We start from the raw sequence: 18,591 nt of genomic DNA on the forward strand, positions 1-18,591 counted from the left end.
GAGAGTGAAGTCATTGAATATTAATGAGTTTGTAAGCCACCATGATTCTTCTTTGAAGTTAATCATCGAAAAGGAGTTTCCTGGTAAACGATGTGTTGGGGGAAAATATTCTGCCAAAGGACATAGCATCACTTTATATGAGAGAGATATTGAAATTCAGTGTGAACGCTCCCTAGGCTCGCTTGCAAGGCTTGAGGAATATAAATGGGTGATCCTCACGCATGAGATGGGGCACGCATCAGACCCCGATCTTGCTGTGCTTAGTGAGGAGCTACACAGTACAGGAAAATCAGAAATCCTTTATCAAATAGAGGTCAATGCATGGAATATTGCATTAGGATTAATTCCTTTTATCGATCAGGATTTATTTACCTTCATTAGGGATGAATCCTTGGCACATTGTACAAATCGCCTGCTGGTAGGTTAAAAAGCTCTCCATATGGAGGGCTTTTTTTTCCCCTAAATGGAGAAGAGGCTAGTCCGGCGGGGAAGCACGCACTGATGAATCGGGAAGCTACATGCATGGTATGGGAAAATGGTATTAATGTTTCCAAAGAAAGCTTCATATCTTTAAAGGAGCAAGAATCATTTAAGAGGGATGGGACATGGAGTTTTTGGTTTAAATTCTTTTTTAAGATTGACAGTGAGAATCATTTTCATTAAACTGGTATTATTAGACTAAAAGGGGAGTATTTTAATGCGACCAGCTATTAACACACAGTCTTTATCGCTCGGTTATGGTGATAAATTAATTATAAATGATATGAATATAGAAATACCCAAAGGGGAGATCACCGTATTCATCGGTGCTAATGGATGTGGAAAATCAACACTTCTAAGGTCCGTTGCCCGATTGTTAAAACCTCAATCCGGCTCTGTTTTGCTCGAAGGCAAAGCGATCTCGACCATGTCATCGAAGGATGTAGCAAGAAAAATGGCGATTCTTCCACAATCCCCGGTTGCCCCTGAAGGGCTTACAGTATATCAGCTTGTTAAACAAGGAAGATATCCTTATCAAAGTTGGTTGAAACAGTGGAGTTCCGTGGATGAAGAAAAAGTTCAAAAGGCGATTGAAGCAACGAACCTGACCGATTTAAAGGATCAGGCAGTCGATGAATTATCGGGAGGCCAGAAGCAACGGGCATGGATAGCCATGACGCTGGCTCAGGATACTGACATCATTTTATTGGATGAACCGACTACATATCTTGATATGACCCATCAAATCGAGATTTTGGACTTATTGTTCGACTTGAATGAGTTTGAGAACAGAACGATCGTGATGGTGCTTCATGATTTGAATTTAGCTTGCCGTTATGCGGATAATCTGGTGGCACTTAAAGATGGGTCGATACATGCTCAAGGCCGGCCAGAGGATATCATCACGCCTGAATTGGTACAGCATGTATTCAGCATGGAATGCCAAATATCCTATGATCCAATTTTCGGCAGTCCCATGTGCGTCCCATTTGGTAAAGGCCGCTACGCCCAAAGTCAGGTAAAAGCGCTGGCCAATGCATAACCTCACACCATCCATGGAAAAAGAGCTGCAAGGATATCGCATATCCTTCCGAGATGAAGCCAAAGTTTCCAAGACCTTCAATCATGCTGATGAACTTATTCAGTATGCACAAGCCCGGACTGGGGCGGAAACGTCAGGGATAGCCATTTCAATGTGGTTCAGACGCTATGCTTTTTTTGTCACGGCACAATTTTACATGTTAAGCAAACATCGGCTTATCTGGGAAGGCACACTTCAGGACATTGGTGTTTTGAATGATCCGGAAGATGAACATTGGCTCCCGAATTTTTTGCTGAAAACTAACAGTTGGAGCAATGTCTCGGAAAAGGAAAGCCCTTCTGCCCTCCATTCCATATTGAGCAGCTTTGGTGCTGATGCCATTCGCTTCTTTTCCGGAACTGCTAAAATATCGAAACTAGTACTCTGGGAAAATATTTGGAGCTATACGGTATGGATGTATAGTGAGTTATTGAAGCAGACTGATATAAAGACGCGAGTTGAAAAGGACATTGAAAAGCTGCTTGAAGATGAAGTATGGCTGAATATTGAAACGCGTTCCCCCTTTAAACGATTCATTGGGGAAAAAAGTGTTCCGGCGTCCATGAATCCTTATAAACGGGTGACATGTTGTTTATATTACCGAATTGAGGGCAAGGAAAAGTGCGCGTATTGTCCGAACAAAAACTGTTGAAATAGATTTGATTGGAGAGCCAGGCTTGGGGTCAAGCCTGGTTTTCTTGTGGAGTGATAAGAGAGAAGGTCAGCCTAGGCTTTTCCTGTCCATTGTCCATCACTTATTAACGAAAACTAAACGCATTAACGAGATTGGTATGTTATAATGTTGATATTTAATTGAACGGAGGCAGTCGCATGGGAAATGGGATCATACACTACGGAATTGGTGAAGTAGTAGATATATATATGTACATTAAAACGAGCACAAAAGCGGTGGCAAGTAATGGAAAGCCGTTTTTAACATTGATTTTGTGCGATAAAACCGGGGAGATCGAGGCAAAGCTATGGGATGTTTCCGAGGCTGATGAGAAAACCTACTGTGCGGAAGCTACGGTGAAAGTTCAAGGGGAAGTCCAGAATTATCGAGGACGCAGCCAATTGAAAATCCGTAACATTAGAATTACTTCAGATACTGATGGGGTCACGAAAGCCGATTTAATTCAAACGGCGCCTTTAAGTCAGGAAGAAATGATGGAAACCATCACTCAATTCATTTTTGAAATGAGGAATCCGAATATCCAAAGGGTGACTAGGCACCTCATTAAAAAATATCAGAATGAATTCCTGACGTTTCCTGCTGCCACCAAGAACCATCATGAGTATATGTCGGGACTGGCCTATCACGTTGTATCGATGCTAGGGCTGGCTAAGGCCATTTCAACCCTATATCCTTCGCTCAATAAGGATCTTTTGTATGCAGGAGTCATTCTGCATGACCTTGGAAAGGTACATGAGCTATCTGGACCTGTTTCGACTGTTTATACAGTGGAAGGGAACTTGTTGGGGCATATCACCATCATGGTGAATGAAGTCGGTAAAGCTGCAGAGGAATTGGGCATTGAAGCGGAAGAGATCATGATTCTCAAGCACCTGATACTAAGCCACCATGGTAAAGCTGAGTGGGGCAGTCCCAAGCCGCCAATGGTTAGGGAAGCGGAAGTGCTGCATTATATTGATAATATGGATGCCAAGATAAATATGATGGACCGGGCCTTGGAAAAAGTGAAACCGGGTGAATTTACGGAAAGAGTTTTCGCGCTCGATAATCGTTCATTCTATAAACCAACATTTTAATGAAATATGCTTCTTTCTCGATGGAGAAAGCAGCATATTTTTTTTGTTCGCGCATATTCTCTAGTAAATGAATAGTAGATTTTTTGGGAGGGAATGGACATGCCAATTTGGATCTGGTTCGTGTTTATTGGGATAATTGTCAGTGCAGTCATGTCAATTTGGACAGCTAGGCAGGAACGCCTCATAGATGATGCTTGGATTGAGAAGGAAGGTCAGAAGTACATTGAACGCATGGAAGAAGAGCGCGAGAGGCGTAAAAAGGATATAAATCAGGGAGCATAGCTCGAACCATGAAAAAAAAGCGACAGGCAAAGTCCTGTCGCTTTTTACTATTCAATTATTTTTCAGCATTGGCTGCGTCACCGGAAGTGATGGCATCTTTTAGATCTTCGTCTTTAATCTTCACGTCCGCTTTTTTGACTTCTGAATTCAAAATGTCCTGAACTTTAGTTTGGTCAATTTGAGCGACTTTCAAATCATATTCAAGATCTTTTTTCATATCTTCGTATGATTCTTTTTCTTTTGTATCAAGAAGTTGGATGATGTGGTAGCCATAATCGGATTTAATCGGCTTGCTGATTTCATCTTTCTTCATTTTGTAAGCTTGCTCTTCAAATGCAGGAACCATTTCACCTTGTCCGAACCAGCCTAGCTCCCCGCCTTTTTCAGCTGTGCCTGTGTCTGTTGAATATTCTTTTGCAAGTTTAGCGAAGTCTTCGCCTTTGTCCAATTTAGCTTTAACTTCGTTGGCTGTTTTTTGGTCTTCCACTAGAATATGTCTCGCTTTGATTTGTGGTTTATAGTCTTCATAAGCTTTTTTCACATCAGCTTCTTTAACTTTTATATCGGCAACGGCTGCTTTTTCTTGAAGCATGCCGATTTTAAGTGCACGTTTAAGATCATCTTCGCTCTTATATCCGGAAGAGGCAAGGGCCGTTTCGAAATTTTCACCCATTTGCTCTTTAAGTTCGTCCGTTTTAGCTTTAACTTCTTTATCCGTTACTGTATATTTTTCAGAAAGAACTTTTTCATAAACAAGTTCTTGAAGAACGGTTTCACCATAACGGTCTTTCATTACATTGTAAAATTCTTCTTTAGTTATATCCCCCGCTTTAGTTTCCACGACTGCTTCCTTGTCGCTGTTGCATGCTGTAAGTCCGATCAGCCCTGCAGTAACAGCAATCGATAATGCCCACTTCTTCATAAAAACAACTCCTAGTTATAAGTTTCTTGTTTGCTATTTTTTCGTATTTTCCACAAAATTAACTATAACATATTCTGGTTACTTTACAAAAAATAATATATTGGTGTATGAATAAGATTTTTTTGAAAAATGGGTGTACGCCTACCCAGATAATAAACCATTACATATGATAAATCGAGGACAACAAAAGGAGGTAGCATAATGAGTAATGGATTTAACGGAGGTTTCGCTTTGTTAGTGGTGTTATTCATATTATTAATAATTGTAGGATCAGCCTGTTGCTAATCGGTTGCAAAATTAATAATGGAAAGAGCCCACTCCTTTTGCCGTGGAGTTGAATAGGATAGGGTAGCCGCTCAACAAAAAGACGAAGTGATTATCAAGCTTAGAAAGGAATGGATTCCTTTTGGCGGATTTAAGGGTGTGCATGAAATTACAATTACTTAAGAATGGAAAGGAGGAAGATCAATGTCTGGAGGAATAGGTGGAGGCTTTGCTCTAATTGTCGTTCTTTTCATCCTGTTAATCATCATTGGAGCTTCTTGGTGTTAGGCCCATAAACAAAAGGCGAAGCTGTTGCTTCGCCCTTTTTCTTTATGTGGATAATGCTCCGGGTATCACCAATGTATGTAACAAATGATGGCCATCATTTGTTGCTCATCTCTACGTATACAAAATTTCAATATAGGAGGATAATAACATAATAGTAATTAATACATTAATGGTCCTGAATACTTTAGGCTGCCGGTCTTCAGCAATTTCCTTTTGAATGCATAAAGAGTTTGTCATTCTATTAATATTATAAAGGATCAAAATAGCAAAAATAATAAACCAGAACGAGATCAAAACCTAAAATCCCTCCTTGCAAAACATCATGTATAAATACGATACCAAATTATAATGAAAAAAGATACCTAAAAATCTTATTAGGCATCTTTATGAATAAATAAGAAATCACTTTTGAATAAGTATATCGTATCCTTCGAGATGTTCCTCGATAAAAGAATGCCTTGGGGAACCAACCAGGTTTTTTATATAAATAAAATCCGATACGCATAATCCGGTGTGCAGGGATAATAAAATAGTGAAATAATGGATGTAATGCGGAAAACTAAGGGCACAACCAATCAATATGACAGACATGATGACGAAAGGCAACACAAGGGTCAAGAGATAAAGATGCTTTCGAATCGGATCATGCACATTGACTCTGCATGTAAGCACAAGGTTCCACTTCAAGGACCAAGAAGTTTTTACTTTTTTACATAATAATCGTAAAGGTAAATAGTGTAATAGTTTGTGAACAGGATATAATAAGAGCAATAGGCTAAAAAATACCATTGTTTGATCGCCATACAAAATAACATGGGTTGAAAAGACACTTAATAATGTATAGATCAGAACAAAAGACATCAATATAGTAAAAACTGAAAAAAAGAGCAGACGGCAATTCCCATATTGTTTTGCCACGTCAATTGTTTTCCACGAATTCATTTCGAAATCAGCCCTCCAAAGCTGTTGAATTTACTTACATACATTACGATGAATGGGTGGAAAAAGCAATGAAATTCTTGGATTAAATTTAAGATAAAATCACTTTAGTGTGTAAGCATGGCTAAGGGCAATTAAGGCCAGGTTTTGAACTAGGGATCAGGCGGTTTACTGAGTGTGAAAAATCAAAAATTGGTTACAAACCTTTTATGTTAAATTGAATGATCGATTGGGGATTAGTGATGTATGAAAAATATAAATGAAGAAATAGAAATTCTCCGTTTTCATCAACGGCTTTTATTAAACCTTATACGCAATCCGGAGGCCAAGTTGGACTATCTATTTGTGGAAAAAAATTTCACGAAGAAGGAAGCGGAAGAATTATTGGAAACATGTGATATCTTGAGCAAACGCTATGAAATAGAAAAAGCGGAAGGGTATATGAACTTTCGACCGCTTTTTAATCAATTTGAAAGAAAGGTTAATCCAAAAATAACCACAAAGGAATGCATTGATGCATGCCTCGCACAGGGGTTATATGTATCATTCATGAAGGAAATGGATAGAGTATGAGATTAAACTGGCTCAGTTTCTTTCTCTATCTTTTTTTTTGTGATTTTACCCTCCACGTCAGTAAACTCCTGATCAATGTTATCGAAGGATCGTTCAAAGATTTGCATGAAGTCTTCACCGTATATATTTCGGATGATGGCCATCATTTCAATCATATCCGGAAACTTGCCATAAAGCTCACGCAGTGGAAGTGCACCCGAGAAAGCAGAGTTCTTACTTGGGTCATATGTCTCCATTAAATCAAGTAGGATTTTTTCACCTTCCGCTGTGATCTCTATATAGGTATTCCTTTTGTCATTTTCTTTTTTTGAAAATGTTAAGTACCCGCGTTCCTCTAATTTTTTTGAAAAGTTAAATGCCGTAGAAACATGCATGACCCCAAATTTTGCAACATCTGAAATGGAAGAGCCATTAAGATGGTAGGCAATCCAAAGGATATGGTGCTCATTGATATTTAAATCATAGGGCTTGATCCATTGCTGCCAATCTTTTTCAATTGATTTCCATAATGCTTTGCTTAATTGTGCAATTCGTTGACTAAAAATCATTGCTTCTTTCATAGAATAATTTTTATTCTGCATATTATGGGCTCACCTACTTATAAGATTCTATATATTTATTATGACAATAAAATAAAAATTAATAAAGATAAATATTTGCAAAATTTTTAGAAAATTTTAGTTTTTTTAATGAATTCTCCATTCTTCTCCAATAAACCATGTAATTTATTGGGAAAAATGGAGAATCAAGCTTGTGTGACGATGCCAGCTATTAATTTTTAGAAGTAGGTGCTGCCGCTTCCAATTCCTTCAATGAATTTTCAATTTCCTGAACGTTCTTCAATAATTCATTCTTATTGGGTTCGATTTCCCGCTTCCAGTTCTCGATGACGACCTGAACATCCGAAATGAACGTTTTTACCGTTTCTTTGCTGATTTGTGAAGCTTCCATCGTGTCATCTTTAATATTTAGCATTTTTACCTTTAACTCATCAATTGTATTCTTAATTTCGTCGGTATTCGTTTTGATGCGGGTCCGTAGGTCTTTACCTGAACTTGGTGTTGAAAGTAAGGTTGCCGCACCTGCTACTACTGTTCCGGTCAAAAAGCCAATTAGTAATGATTTTGCTTTCATTAGGGTCACCTCATTTTATAATATGTTTTCGCTTTCCATGGTCTGAATCCCTGCTGCATCAATTGGAAATTATGATAAATAGGGAGAGAAATACTATTGATATCAAAATACCATAATTTTCATCCTTATGGAAGAGAATCGACCATTTTATCTTTATATCACAAAAATATTTTTTTAAACTTAGAGAGTAAATATATAATATTTAAAAATAACTTGAAGCTTTATTAATAATGCTACATATAAAGGGAAGAGCAGCATATAGATAATAAAAACAAGCTGTCGGAACATGGATGGCACTGGTGGGTTAATAATGAAAATCATTTTTTTATTAGGCCTGGTATGCCTGTGCGGAATGGGGTATTTTCTAAGGCAAGCAAAAACTCCTGGCATCTATCCGCCCAAGAGGGTGCTTCAGGCTAGAGCCTTCGCTATGGGTCTCCCCGGGGTTTTACTGCTTTTCATTTGGTTTATGTGGATATTGATTCATTGATCATTGGAGGATGATTGTGACTAGAATTCCAGATTCATAAGATTGGAAAAAAAGCACCGGACATTCCGGTGCTTTTTTAGGTATGATGATCCTGCTGCTTAAGCATTAATGGGTATATTTGATTTTCTTACGATGCCGTTCACAATTGGATAAATGATGACCATCGCAACTGTATTTAACAGTACGGCAGGAAGTACAACTGCGCCGAAAAGTGCAACGAAAGGCCCTGGAAGGGAAACGATATAATAAGCCGAACCAAGGAAGACAGCGCCGGAAATCATGGTTCCTACGGCAGTCAAGATACTAACGGTGACAACGGATGTTGAAAACTTCTTAAGACTGATGAATAAAAGGTAAAACAGAAAGGCTGTTGCCAATTTGTCTATGATATTTGGGATCTGTCCTCCAGGAAATGTAGTTGTCATGGCAGAGATGGCTCCAGCTGCCAGGGCGACAATAAATACATTCTTCTTCGCGGGAAACAGGGTAATCGCCAAAAACATCATCAACAGCATCATATCCGGTTTCATTCCAAGGAAGAATCCAGGTACGATAAAATGCAGGGCAGCCCCAATCCCGATTAATAGGGACAGTGACACAAGGGTTTTCGTTTTCATTTACTCATCTCTCCTATTCTCATCTCAACTAACATTTTTTCTTCAACAATGCACTATTGCCTGTTGCAAGAAGTTTAAAATAGTATATCATAAGACCTATTTTTTTAGAAGTTATATTTGTTTGAATTAAAGGGTTTGAGCTTCCTTCGCTTTATACGATTCCTGGAACTTCTTCATGAAATCAGCAAGGTCCTGGCAATGGGATAGAGGGACCGCATTATAGATGGAAGCTCTGCAGCCGCCGATGGAACGGTGACCGTTCAGTCCTACGAATCCGGCTTGCTTCACTTCTTTAAGGAATTGTACTTCAGCTTCTTCTGACGGTAGCGTAAACGTTACATTCATCAATGAACGGCTGTCCGGTAGGGCATGGCCTTTATAAAAACCATCACTGCCGTCAATGGCATCGTAAATGACTTTTGCTTTTTCTTCATTGATCTCAGCAATCTTTTCCACGCCGCCCTGTTCTTTTGCCCAATCCAACACAAGTGACAATAAGTAAATGGCCAATGTCGGAGGAGTGTTGTATAAAGAATTATTTTTTGAATGGATAGAATAGTTCATCATGGATGGGATTTTGTCATTATCCGTTATTAAATCTTTACGGATGATAACGACTGTGATTCCAGACGGACCTAGATTCTTTTGTGCACCTGCATAGATGATGCCGAATTTACTAATATCAATCTTTTTGCTGAGAATATCACTTGACATATCGGCTACTAAAGGAATGTTGCCTGTCTCCGGGAAATCCTTCCACTGTGTTCCGTAAATCGTATTATTGCTTGTGATATGAAGATATGCAGCATCATCATTCAATTTGATATCTTCGACTTTAGGGATGAACGTATATTTTTCATCTTTGGATGAAGCGACTACGGCCGTTTCACCAACCTTTTTGGCTTCTTTTAATGCTTTTTCCGACCAAGAACCAGTAAGGACATAATCTGCCCTTTTTCCATCATTCAAAATGTTCATGGGAATCATGGAGAATTGCAGACTTGCTCCTCCTTGCAGCAGGAGAACTTCATAATTCTCAGGAATTTCCATAAGGTCTTTTAATGATTGAATGGCATGGTTATGAATTTTTTCGAATTCAGAACTTCTATGGCTTAATTCCATGACGGACATACCGGAATCCTGAATATTCAACCATTCGTTTTGGGCTCTTTGTAAAACTTCTAAGGGAAGGGCGGCTGGCCCAGCGTTAAAATTGCGTGCACGTTTCAATTTTTTTTCCTCCTATGCGACTATGTGATAAAGTATTTGAGACTATTCATATATCCTACCAGAAAACTAAATTCAATAGGAGGAAAATTTAGAATTTTAAGTGACAATCCCATTTTAATGATAGGCCAAAGTAAAAAAGGTCCTGCACTTTAAGTGAGGACCAAATTGGGATCATTGTTTTTTCATCCAACAAGCGTGCTTAAGTTCAATTCTTTTAAAAAGATATTAAGAAAGGAGAAAGAAACCTTCAGAGGCCAGCAGTCTCATTTTAAATGCTGTGCAATGGAGTCAGCGATTTGTTTCAGGTCATCTGGTGTATAGTCACTGGTATTCGTTTTCCAAACTGCCCCAAAGCCGTCTCCTTCTCCATGCCGTGGAATTAAATGCATGTGAAAATGGAAAACGGACTGTCCTGCAGCTTCCCCGTTATTATTTAAAAGGTTCAGGCCTACAGGTTGGAATTCCTGTTTCATGGCGCGGGCAATTTCCGGTACAACTTCAAAAAGATTCTTGGCAATCTCAGGTGTCAACTCATAAAGATTTTCCTTATGTACTTTAGGTATTACCAGCGTATGGCCTTTTGTTACTTGACTGATATCGAGAAAGGCCAATACATGTTCATTTTCGAAAACTTTACTGCTTGGAATTTCCCCGTCGATTATTTTGCAAAAAATGCAATCACTCATTAAAAACGCTCCTTTAAAAGTTAATGTATTTGGTTAATCGTACCATAGCTTGAATCCTTGAGAAAAGGAAAAATCCATAAAAACAGGATGCAACATTAAGTTGCACCCTGCCTGTCGAAAAAGGGGGTTTTGCTTCAAAATCGCATTAGCATAAATTCTCTGCGACAAACACCTCATCTACATTTTAGTAAAATACGGTTATTATCTGATTAGAGTTTTTCCATTCAAAGCAACCATCTCCTATATCTTTAAAGTTTCATCAACTTTCAAAGCATAATTGATAATTATTGAATGATTTTTCTGCTTTTACGTGCAAGCGAACCATCTCCTTGCTCGAAACGATTTTTTTTATGAAGCTTCTGGTTTAATTCAGTTATACGTCTTTAACTGACACCTCATTTACAATATGATGTGAATCATTTGTAATAAATCTTATGGGTATTTCAGTGTAATACGTCTTTAACTGACACCTCATTTACAATATGATGTGAATCACACGTAATGACTAACCCCTTCTTCCTTAATTATGATGACCACCAAGGAGGGAAAATATAATTGGTTATTTATGGAAATTTAGTTCGAGGAACACTCGACTATATAAAAGCAGGAGAATTTGATAAAATGGAAATAAGAACCTCTATATAGAAAGGATCGTTTATATGTCCTTATTGGAAATAAAGCAATTAGTGGGCGGATACACGAAAACGCCCGTTTTAAAAGGAATAAGTTTTGACATTCAGCCAAATGAGCTAGTGGGGTTAATTGGGCTCAACGGGGCTGGGAAAAGTACGACAATTAAACATATCATCGGACTCATGGAGCCGAAAGGCGGAAGTGTCTCGATTCATGGTAAAACACTTGCCCAGGACCCGGATACATATCGTAAACAATTCACTTATGTTCCAGAAACGCCAATCTTGTATGATGAGCTTACACTTGAGGAGCATTTAAAGCTTACGGCCATGGCACATGGTTTGACGGAAGCCACATATAAAGAAAGGATGGACGTTCTGTTAAAGGAATTCCATATGGAGAAAAGGCTTAAATGGTTCCCGGCACATTTTTCAAAGGGAATGAAGCAAAAGGTCATGATCATGTGCGCCTTTTTAGTGCAGCCGTCTTTATATATCGTGGACGAACCATTCGTGGGTCTTGATCCATTAGGCATTCAATCCCTGCTTGACTTGATGAGGAAGATGAAAGAGAGCGGTGCGGGAATTTTAATGTCTACACATATACTGGCGACAGCCGAGAGGTATTGTGATTCTTTCATCATATTGCATAATGGAGAGATTCGGGCAAAAGGCAATCTTGAGCAGCTTCGTGAACAATTTTCCATGCCGGGGGCAACTCTTGACGATTTATATATCCAATTGACGAAAGAAGAAATCGGTCATGAATAGTCAAAATCTCTGGAAGGAAAGATATTTAGGCTATATAAATGAAACGCAAAAATATCTTCGTTATATTTTTAATGGCCATCTTGTTTTTGTCATGGTATTGGTTCTTGGTGGTTTGGCTTATTATTACAGTGATTGGGTGAAGACGTTAAACAGTGATTTCCCTGCTGAATTGATCATGGCCTTAGTTTTATCGATCATTGTGACCAGAAGCCCGATAAATACTTTCTTGAAAGAACCCGATACGGTATTCCTGCTTCCGCTTGAAACGAAGTTGAGAAGCTATTTCAAGAATTCACTGATATTAAGCTGGGTCATGCAAGGCTTTATTCTTCTGGTTGTCCTGATTGCATCGATACCGATGTATTCGAAAGTTACGGGTGCAGGAGGTAAGGACCTTGGAATCATCCTGGTCGTTTTGCTTATTTTGAAGTTTTTGAATTTAACCATGCGCTGGCTTGTATTGAAATATCAGGATACATCAGTGAGCCATTGGGACTCTCTCATCCGCTTTTTACTTAACGGAGTGATTCTTTATTTCATCTGTTCAAGGGCAAATATACTGTTTGCACTTATAACCTTCTTATTATTGTTAGGACTTTACATGTATTACCGAAGCGCAACTAAAGGTTTTGTGCTGAAGTGGGAACGGCTGGTGGAACTGGAAAACAAACGGATGAATTCTTTCTATCGAATAGCGAACATGTTTACTGATGTTCCTCATTTGAAAGGGAAGGTAGCGAGAAGGAAATGGATGGACTGGCTATTATCACTCATTCCGTATGGTGATAAGTCAACTTATACCTATCTTTACGCCCGTACTCTGCTGCGATCCAATGATTATGTGGGCCTTTGTTTTCGTTTAACTATCATTGGATCCGTGATTTTAAGTGTATTCACTAACATATGGGCACATATGATTGTAACGTTCATGTTCCTATTCATGACAGCCCTGCAACTGCTGCCGGTTTGGAAGGCACATGAATGGAAAGTATGGGTCTCACTATATCCATTGCCAGCAAAAATGAGAGAATCTGCGGTCATAAAGCTAATTTCCTATTTCCTATTATTTGAGGACCTTGTCTTCAGTTTGGTCCTGCTAGTGAAAGGGGAATGGATGTCCGCTTTAGCCGCCTTGGCAATGGGGCTTGTTTTCATATTCGGTTTTAAAATTTATGCAGCAAAGAAAATTAAAAACTTTTAAGCAGAAGCTGATTTTCAAAAAATCAGCTTTTAGATTGAAGAAATTTGCGAGACTCCTGCCGAAAAACTGGCTAGCCGAGACCCCACAGGTGCGTGCGCCGAGGAGGCTTGGCAGACAGTCGGCGGAAAGGAAGCGGATTTCTGAAATCAACTGAAACGTCTTTATTAAGAAAAAACTGTAAGCAGATGGGTTCTGAATGATTTCACATTAACCATGATTTTAAAACAAGGCTAGATTATCCTTAAACTGATTTATAACTGTTTTATGAAACCCTTCAATGGATTGAAGAAATTTGCGAGACTCCTGCCGAAAAACTGGCTAGCCGAGACCCCACAGGCGCTTGCGCCGAGGAGGCTTGGCAGACAGTCGGCGGAAAGGGAGCGGATTTCTGAAATCAACTGAAACATTAATAAAGAAAAAGCTGATTTTTCATAAAATCAGCTTTTTCTTTTAAGAAATGAAAATAGAAAATAAAAGCCTCGTAGGGGGTATATACATATTTAACGGAGGTGTTAAACGATGGATGAATATGAACAAAAGGCATTATCGGAACTAATATCATGGAAAAAGAAAGTAGCCAAGAAATCCGGCAGGCTTGAGCGGATGTCCAAAAAGGCGCAAACCAAATTGAATAGTTATATTCCAGACCGAGTGCACAAAATGATTACTGATAGTATTAAAGGGATGATAGAGGCCGTATTATCAGGTTCTAAATATATGTCTAAAGAAAAAAATGTAGTGCTACTATCCTTGCAGCAAAAAGAAGAGTGGGTTGCGGAAACTGTAACGGCATATCGGAAAACGGCCGTTATAGAAGGTGTGGGAACCGGAGCGGCAGGGCTTTTAATTGGATTGGCTGATTTCCCATTACTGCTTAGCATCAAGATGAAATTATTATTCGAACTATCCCGTATATACGGTTTCGATCCAAATAAATATGAGGAACGATTATTCATTCTCCATATCTTCCAGATGGCATTTTCAAGCGAGGAGAAGAAATTGGAAACATTACAGGTAATAGAGGAATGGGATTCAGGGAAATGGCCGGAAATAGACTGGCAAGAATTTCAGCAGGAATATCGCGATCACATCGATGTCATCAAAATGTTCCAGCTCGTTCCAGGTATTGGGGCAGCTGTCGGTGGATATGCCAACCATCATTTGTTGGAACATCTTGGGGAAACGGCTGTCAATTGTTACCGAATCAGACTTCTTAAAGAGTAAGGGACGGGGATAACCCGTCCCTTTACCATTACCGCAATAAAGATTCATTCACCATTTGGGATGACTGTTTCTTATTGTGATAGGTTACCGCTGCAGTGCCTAATATTTTGGCTGCAATGAGCATCGCATTTTCATCAATGTCAAACAAAGGATGATGATGCGGATATGTATGTTCATTTTTTGGCCTGGCTCCCGTAAAGAAGAATGTACCTTTTACATTTTGTAAATAATAAGAAAAATCTTCACCTGTCATATCCGGGTCAATTTCCTCTGTAATTAAAACTTCCTTGACTGACTCAGTGCTTTCGATGAGGAATTTAGTTTCCTCAACATGTGGAATAACAGCTGGGTAACCTTGAAAGTATTGATATTCATAGGTGCAGTCCGCAGCTATGCAGGTTCCTTTAACAATCCGCTCTATTTCCTCGCTAATGAATGAACGGACATCTTCTTTGAATGTGCGGACGGTCCCGATTATTTTAGCCTTATCTGCAATGACGTTAAAGGCATTATCTGCTACAAAGGATCCGACGGTAATGACTGCAGAATCTATTGGGTTTAGGCGGCGGCTTACGATTTGCTGCAGGGCCATGACGAGCTGAGAGCCGACTACGATTGCATCACGGGTTTTATGCGGCTGGGCTCCATGCCCGCCCTGCCCTTGAATGGTGATTTCAAAACGGTCAGCAGCGGCCATAAGGGGTCCATAAGCGTATTGGACTGTTCCGGTTGGGGCCGTTGCCCATAAATGGGTGCCGAAAATTACATCCACTCCATCAAGGCAGCCAGCCTCAATCATCGGTTTGGCACCCCCTGGAGCATATTCTTCAGCATGCTGGTGGATAAATATATATTCACCTTCGAGCTCATCCTTCAGTTCATTCAGATTTTTTGCAAGGACAAGGAGTGTCGCTGTATGGCCATCGTGTCCACATGCATGCATTACCCCGGGTACGGAAGATTTATAGGGAACTTCTTTTTCATCTTGAATGGGTAAGGCGTCGAAATCAGCGCGCAATGCTACGGTTTTACCAGGCTTACTGCCTGTGACCTTGGCAATAACACCATTACCGCCTACATTTGTTCGGTGTTCGATTCCAAGTTTTTCATAATATCCAGCGATGAAGGCCGCCGTTTGGGTTTCTTGAAAAGAAAGCTCGGGGTGTTGATGAAGATAACGCCGGATGGAAACCATTTCTTCATATGAACCATCTAGAAGATCGTGTAATCGCTGTATCATTTTGCACCTCCCAATGATTGGATTAATTGTAAATAGTATATCATATTCTGAATAATCCAAAGTGTATTAAATACATCGAGGAGAGATATATAATGATTAAATATTTCTGGATTGCTTTGGTTTTGCTTTGCATGTTGCTATTCTTTTTTTTGATGCATGAAGTCCAAAGTGAGGAGGCTTTAGCGTTCGATACATATATTGCGGAACTTTTTTCCGTAGGAGTAAATACTTTTTCGTTCACTTTCTTCAAGTCCATTACCTATCTTGGGAAATCCAAGTTCATTGGTTTTGGAAGCTTATTATGTGTTCTATATTTGTGGATAATAAAGAAGGATTATTGGACCATGGCCGTCTTCTCTATCGAAATTGCTGGGGGTGATGTGTTAAACGGGTGGATAAAAAATCATGTTAAAAGAGTGCGCCCTGAAAATCATTTGATGGAGACCGCTGGCTTCAGTTTTCCAAGTGGCCACGCAATGGTGGGCCTTATTTTCTTCAGTATGGTTGCTTATTTAATCATGAAAGAAATTAAAGGAAACTCATTGAAATGGGCAGTGGGAATCGGTTTCGTTTGTCTCATTCTGCTAATTGGCGTCAGCAGGATTGCTATGAAAGTTCATTTTCCAACTGATATCTTTGCAGGTTTTGCATTAGGAGCGGCATATAGTTTAACCTTGTTTAAATTGTATAAATTCCTGGGGCCTAGAGTACTTTGAAAAATGGATTCAGATAAAATATATGTAAATATCCGTTGCATTTCCCCGGAAATAAAGAAGGAATTTGTCGGATTTTTATAGGTCTTTATGATTTTTTAGCGTCCAAATAACGATCTGCATTACTATGAAGAGGCCCATCCTTAAGGGGATGGGCCTTTTATTGAGCAAGAATGGATTATTCTTCGGAATCCTTCACCAATGTATATTGAGTTACATAGGCTTCACCCGAAAACATCTTCTGGCTGGAATTCGTAACGGGAGCTTTGGAGTCGCTGTTATGCGCCATCTTAAAGGAACCGGAATTCTTCCAGTTCAGGAAATCAGCTTGTTTCTCCCAAATCGTTAGAATTACATAAGTTTCAGAGTTGATTGGCCGCAGTACACGAAGTGCGACGAAACCTGGTTCATTTTCAATGAATCCGGCCCTGTTTTTAAAACGATGTTCGAATACCGGCCTTCCTTCTTCACTTACAGGGATATTGTTCATAACTACATACCCATGATCCTGAAGGTTTCCTTTCCCATCAACTACTTCATACTTACGTGGAGAGCTGAAGATCGTTTTACCAGTTGTTTCATGTAAAAGTACTGCAGTGTCAGGATTTTGCATAAGTAATATTTTTTCATTCGGGTGCTTATCTTTTTTGATTTTTAAAAAATCGTAAGTGCCTGATGTGATGAATACATTCATAAATTCCCCTCCAATTTCTATATAGTACCTGTATACCCATTTTACCCAATGAATAGTGCTTTTACCATTTCCAAACTAACCATTAGGCTTGTAAACCGGTAAGATACTTATAAAAACGTCGATTTTCTGACAAATATATAGGTTGGCTATACTTCTATTATAGAAAAAGCTATAGTTTAAGGAGATTCGATTTGAAATTCAACATCCTTCTGATATTCTATGTAGGTAATGAATAAAAATAGAAACGTGATTGCTTGAAAGGTGGATATTAATGTCTAAGGAAATTACGAATGATACATTCTTAAAAGCTGCGAGAGGAGAGAAAACGGATCATGTGCCTGTTTGGTATATGCGTCAGGCCGGCCGTTCACAGCCGGAATACCGTAAATTGAAAGAGAAGTACTCCCTTTTTGAAATTACTCATCAGCCGGAATTATGCGCTTATGTAACTAGATTGCCAGTCGAGCAATATGATGTAGACGCTGCGATTTTATATAAAGATATAATGACACCGCTACCAGCCATTGGTGTCGATGTTGAGATTAAGTCCGGAATCGGTCCGGTCATATCCAATCCGATCCAATCGGTGACAGATGTTGAAAAATTAGGTGAATTGAACCCAGAGAAAGACATCCCATATGTGTTGGACACGATTAAATTATTGACCACGGAGCAATTGTCCGTTCCTTTGATCGGTTTCTCCGGGGCACCGTTCACCATTGCTTCATACATGATTGAAGGCGGCCCCTCCAAAAACTACAATAAGACGAAAGCTTTCATGTATACAGAGCCAAAGGCATGGTTTGCATTAATGGATAAGCTAGCGGATATGATCATCATCTATGTCAAGTCGCAAATCAAAGCCGGCGTTAAAGCCATCCAAATCTTTGATTCCTGGGTGGGTGCTTTGAATGTTGAAGATTACCGCGTATTCATCAAGCCGATCATGACTCGTATCTTTTCATCATTGCGTGAAGAAAATGTACCGCTAATCATGTTCGGGGTCGGCGCAAGTCACTTGGCACTTGAGTGGAATGATCTTCCGATTGATGTAGTCGGGCTCGATTGGAGACTGCCAATTACAGAAGCGAGACAAATGGGAATCCAGAAAACGGTACAAGGTAATCTTGATCCTGCCCTGCTATTATCATCATGGGATGTTATAGAAGAACGTACGAAAAGGATCCTGGATCAGGGAATGGAACAGGACGGCTACATCTTTAATCTTGGACATGGGGTTTTCCCTTCCGTAAACCCGGAAACACTGAAGAGGCTGACCGCTTTCATTCATGAATATTCATCAAAAATGAAATAAGGTGAGCGAACCATTTGCTAAAAATACTTAAATGGATGCACAATA

The 18,591-nt window shown here is 39.4% G+C and carries 24 protein-coding genes; 14 read left to right on the forward strand and 10 right to left on the reverse strand.

Going from position 1 to position 18,591, the window contains the following annotated elements; translation table 11 throughout:
• The first annotated feature begins 4 nt into the window (after nucleotides 1-4).
• From V3595_RS10035 to V3595_RS10055, 5 genes are all read left to right on the forward strand, one after another.
• Nucleotides 5-427: a hypothetical protein gene (locus tag V3595_RS10035; protein ID WP_485906994.1), complete on the forward strand. Its 423-nt coding sequence runs from the start codon at nucleotides 5-7 to the stop codon at nucleotides 425-427.
• A gap of 270 nt (nucleotides 428-697) precedes the next feature.
• Complete coding sequence (locus V3595_RS10040; protein WP_485906996.1) at nucleotides 698-1,522, forward strand: ABC transporter ATP-binding protein; 825 nt, start codon at nucleotides 698-700, stop codon at nucleotides 1,520-1,522.
• Nucleotides 1,523-1,535: 13 nt separating this feature from the next.
• Entirely contained in the window at nucleotides 1,536-2,213 is a 678-nt protein-coding gene (locus tag V3595_RS10045) for a (2Fe-2S)-binding protein (RefSeq protein WP_485906998.1), read from the forward strand.
• Between the two features lie 179 nt (nucleotides 2,214-2,392).
• Nucleotides 2,393-3,331, forward strand: a complete 939-nt coding sequence (gene yhaM, locus V3595_RS10050) for a 3'-5' exoribonuclease YhaM (RefSeq protein ID WP_034314712.1) — start codon at nucleotides 2,393-2,395, stop codon at nucleotides 3,329-3,331.
• A 99-nt stretch (nucleotides 3,332-3,430) separates the two neighbouring features.
• Nucleotides 3,431-3,613, forward strand: coding sequence for a sporulation YhaL family protein (locus tag V3595_RS10055; protein WP_053344914.1), 183 nt, complete (start codon nucleotides 3,431-3,433; stop codon nucleotides 3,611-3,613).
• 55 nt (nucleotides 3,614-3,668) lie between these two features.
• Here V3595_RS10055 and V3595_RS10060 read toward each other — a convergent pair whose 3' ends face one another.
• On the reverse strand, nucleotides 3,669-4,535 hold the full coding sequence (locus V3595_RS10060; RefSeq protein ID WP_101224184.1) for a peptidylprolyl isomerase: 867 nt from the start codon (nucleotides 4,533-4,535) through the stop codon (nucleotides 3,669-3,671).
• Nucleotides 4,536-4,736: 201 nt separating this feature from the next.
• Here V3595_RS10060 and V3595_RS10065 point away from each other — a divergent pair, with 201 nt between their 5' ends.
• Nucleotides 4,737-4,820, forward strand: coding sequence for a YjcZ family sporulation protein (locus V3595_RS10065; RefSeq protein ID WP_081112840.1), 84 nt, complete (start codon nucleotides 4,737-4,739; stop codon nucleotides 4,818-4,820).
• Nucleotides 4,821-5,003: 183 nt separating this feature from the next.
• Nucleotides 5,004-5,087: a YjcZ family sporulation protein gene (locus V3595_RS10070; protein ID WP_076367288.1), complete on the forward strand. Its 84-nt coding sequence runs from the start codon at nucleotides 5,004-5,006 to the stop codon at nucleotides 5,085-5,087.
• A 111-nt stretch (nucleotides 5,088-5,198) separates the two neighbouring features.
• On the opposite strand, the gene V3595_RS10075 is transcribed toward V3595_RS10070, so the two are convergent.
• Together V3595_RS10075 and V3595_RS10080 are read right to left on the reverse strand one after the other, a co-directional pair.
• The gene (locus tag V3595_RS10075) at nucleotides 5,199-5,381 is read right to left on the reverse strand and encodes a hypothetical protein (RefSeq protein ID WP_034314696.1); all 183 of its coding nucleotides are present in this window, start codon (nucleotides 5,379-5,381) and stop codon (nucleotides 5,199-5,201) included.
• A 108-nt stretch (nucleotides 5,382-5,489) separates the two neighbouring features.
• Nucleotides 5,490-6,029 carry a DUF3267 domain-containing protein gene (locus V3595_RS10080; RefSeq protein ID WP_485907001.1) on the reverse strand — a complete coding sequence of 180 codons (540 nt, stop codon included), beginning with the start codon at nucleotides 6,027-6,029 and terminating at the stop codon, nucleotides 5,490-5,492.
• A 243-nt stretch (nucleotides 6,030-6,272) separates the two neighbouring features.
• On the opposite strand from V3595_RS10080, the gene V3595_RS10085 reads away from it, so the two are divergent.
• Nucleotides 6,273-6,599 carry a DUF1878 family protein gene (locus tag V3595_RS10085; protein ID WP_101224182.1) on the forward strand — a complete coding sequence of 109 codons (327 nt, stop codon included), beginning with the start codon at nucleotides 6,273-6,275 and terminating at the stop codon, nucleotides 6,597-6,599.
• Between the two features lie 2 nt (nucleotides 6,600-6,601).
• Here V3595_RS10085 and V3595_RS10090 read toward each other — a convergent pair whose 3' ends face one another.
• Nucleotides 6,602-7,180, reverse strand: coding sequence for an HTH-type transcriptional regulator Hpr (locus V3595_RS10090; RefSeq protein ID WP_034314691.1), 579 nt, complete (start codon nucleotides 7,178-7,180; stop codon nucleotides 6,602-6,604).
• A gap of 190 nt (nucleotides 7,181-7,370) precedes the next feature.
• Complete coding sequence (locus tag V3595_RS10095; RefSeq protein WP_350301684.1) at nucleotides 7,371-7,733, reverse strand: YtxH domain-containing protein; 363 nt, start codon at nucleotides 7,731-7,733, stop codon at nucleotides 7,371-7,373.
• A 310-nt stretch (nucleotides 7,734-8,043) separates the two neighbouring features.
• Between V3595_RS10095 and yhzF the strand changes: the two genes are divergently transcribed.
• Nucleotides 8,044-8,223 carry a membrane protein YhzF gene (gene yhzF / locus V3595_RS10100; RefSeq protein WP_483861530.1) on the forward strand — a complete coding sequence of 60 codons (180 nt, stop codon included), beginning with the start codon at nucleotides 8,044-8,046 and terminating at the stop codon, nucleotides 8,221-8,223.
• Nucleotides 8,224-8,321: 98 nt separating this feature from the next.
• Here the strand turns inward: yhzF and V3595_RS10105 are convergent, their stop codons facing one another.
• The 3 genes from V3595_RS10105 to V3595_RS10115 all read right to left on the reverse strand — a co-directional run bounded on the left by V3595_RS10105 (nucleotide 8,322) and on the right by V3595_RS10115 (nucleotide 10,756).
• On the reverse strand, nucleotides 8,322-8,840 hold the full coding sequence (locus V3595_RS10105; RefSeq protein WP_076367276.1) for a tryptophan transporter: 519 nt from the start codon (nucleotides 8,838-8,840) through the stop codon (nucleotides 8,322-8,324).
• Between the two features lie 126 nt (nucleotides 8,841-8,966).
• The gene (gene serC / locus V3595_RS10110) at nucleotides 8,967-10,070 is read right to left on the reverse strand and encodes a 3-phosphoserine/phosphohydroxythreonine transaminase (protein ID WP_485907003.1); all 1,104 of its coding nucleotides are present in this window, start codon (nucleotides 10,068-10,070) and stop codon (nucleotides 8,967-8,969) included.
• Between the two features lie 263 nt (nucleotides 10,071-10,333).
• The gene (locus tag V3595_RS10115) at nucleotides 10,334-10,756 is read right to left on the reverse strand and encodes an HIT family protein (protein ID WP_053534082.1); all 423 of its coding nucleotides are present in this window, start codon (nucleotides 10,754-10,756) and stop codon (nucleotides 10,334-10,336) included.
• A gap of 659 nt (nucleotides 10,757-11,415) precedes the next feature.
• Between V3595_RS10115 and V3595_RS10120 the strand changes: the two genes are divergently transcribed.
• The 3 genes from V3595_RS10120 to V3595_RS10130 all read left to right on the forward strand — a co-directional run bounded on the left by V3595_RS10120 (nucleotide 11,416) and on the right by V3595_RS10130 (nucleotide 14,584).
• Nucleotides 11,416-12,159: an ABC transporter ATP-binding protein gene (locus tag V3595_RS10120; RefSeq protein ID WP_485907005.1), complete on the forward strand. Its 744-nt coding sequence runs from the start codon at nucleotides 11,416-11,418 to the stop codon at nucleotides 12,157-12,159.
• Nucleotides 12,152-13,360, forward strand: a complete 1,209-nt coding sequence (locus V3595_RS10125) for an ABC transporter permease (RefSeq protein ID WP_485907007.1) — start codon at nucleotides 12,152-12,154, stop codon at nucleotides 13,358-13,360. The genes V3595_RS10120 and V3595_RS10125 overlap by 8 nt, the downstream gene beginning before the upstream one ends.
• Before the next feature lie 519 nt (nucleotides 13,361-13,879).
• Nucleotides 13,880-14,584 (forward strand): EcsC family protein, encoded by a 705-nt coding sequence (locus tag V3595_RS10130; protein WP_485907009.1) that lies wholly within the window; start codon nucleotides 13,880-13,882, stop codon nucleotides 14,582-14,584.
• 28 nt (nucleotides 14,585-14,612) lie between these two features.
• Here V3595_RS10130 and V3595_RS10135 read toward each other — a convergent pair whose 3' ends face one another.
• Nucleotides 14,613-15,824, reverse strand: coding sequence for a M20 family metallopeptidase (locus V3595_RS10135; RefSeq protein WP_402901238.1), 1,212 nt, complete (start codon nucleotides 15,822-15,824; stop codon nucleotides 14,613-14,615).
• 92 nt (nucleotides 15,825-15,916) lie between these two features.
• Here V3595_RS10135 and V3595_RS10140 point away from each other — a divergent pair, with 92 nt between their 5' ends.
• A complete protein-coding gene (locus V3595_RS10140; protein WP_485907011.1) occupies nucleotides 15,917-16,540 on the forward strand; it encodes a phosphatase PAP2 family protein in 624 nt (207 codons plus the stop codon).
• Between the two features lie 175 nt (nucleotides 16,541-16,715).
• On the opposite strand, the gene V3595_RS10145 is transcribed toward V3595_RS10140, so the two are convergent.
• Nucleotides 16,716-17,231, reverse strand: a complete 516-nt coding sequence (locus tag V3595_RS10145) for an antibiotic biosynthesis monooxygenase family protein (protein WP_101224173.1) — start codon at nucleotides 17,229-17,231, stop codon at nucleotides 16,716-16,718.
• A gap of 271 nt (nucleotides 17,232-17,502) precedes the next feature.
• Between V3595_RS10145 and hemE the strand changes: the two genes are divergently transcribed.
• Entirely contained in the window at nucleotides 17,503-18,546 is a 1,044-nt protein-coding gene (hemE, locus tag V3595_RS10150; RefSeq protein WP_402901232.1) for a uroporphyrinogen decarboxylase, read from the forward strand.
• The last annotated feature ends 45 nt before the right edge of the window (nucleotides 18,547-18,591 follow it).

This window comes from Bacillus sp. CFBP9009, assembly GCF_036541465.1.
Classification (GTDB): domain Bacteria; phylum Bacillota; class Bacilli; order Bacillales; family DSM-1321; genus Peribacillus.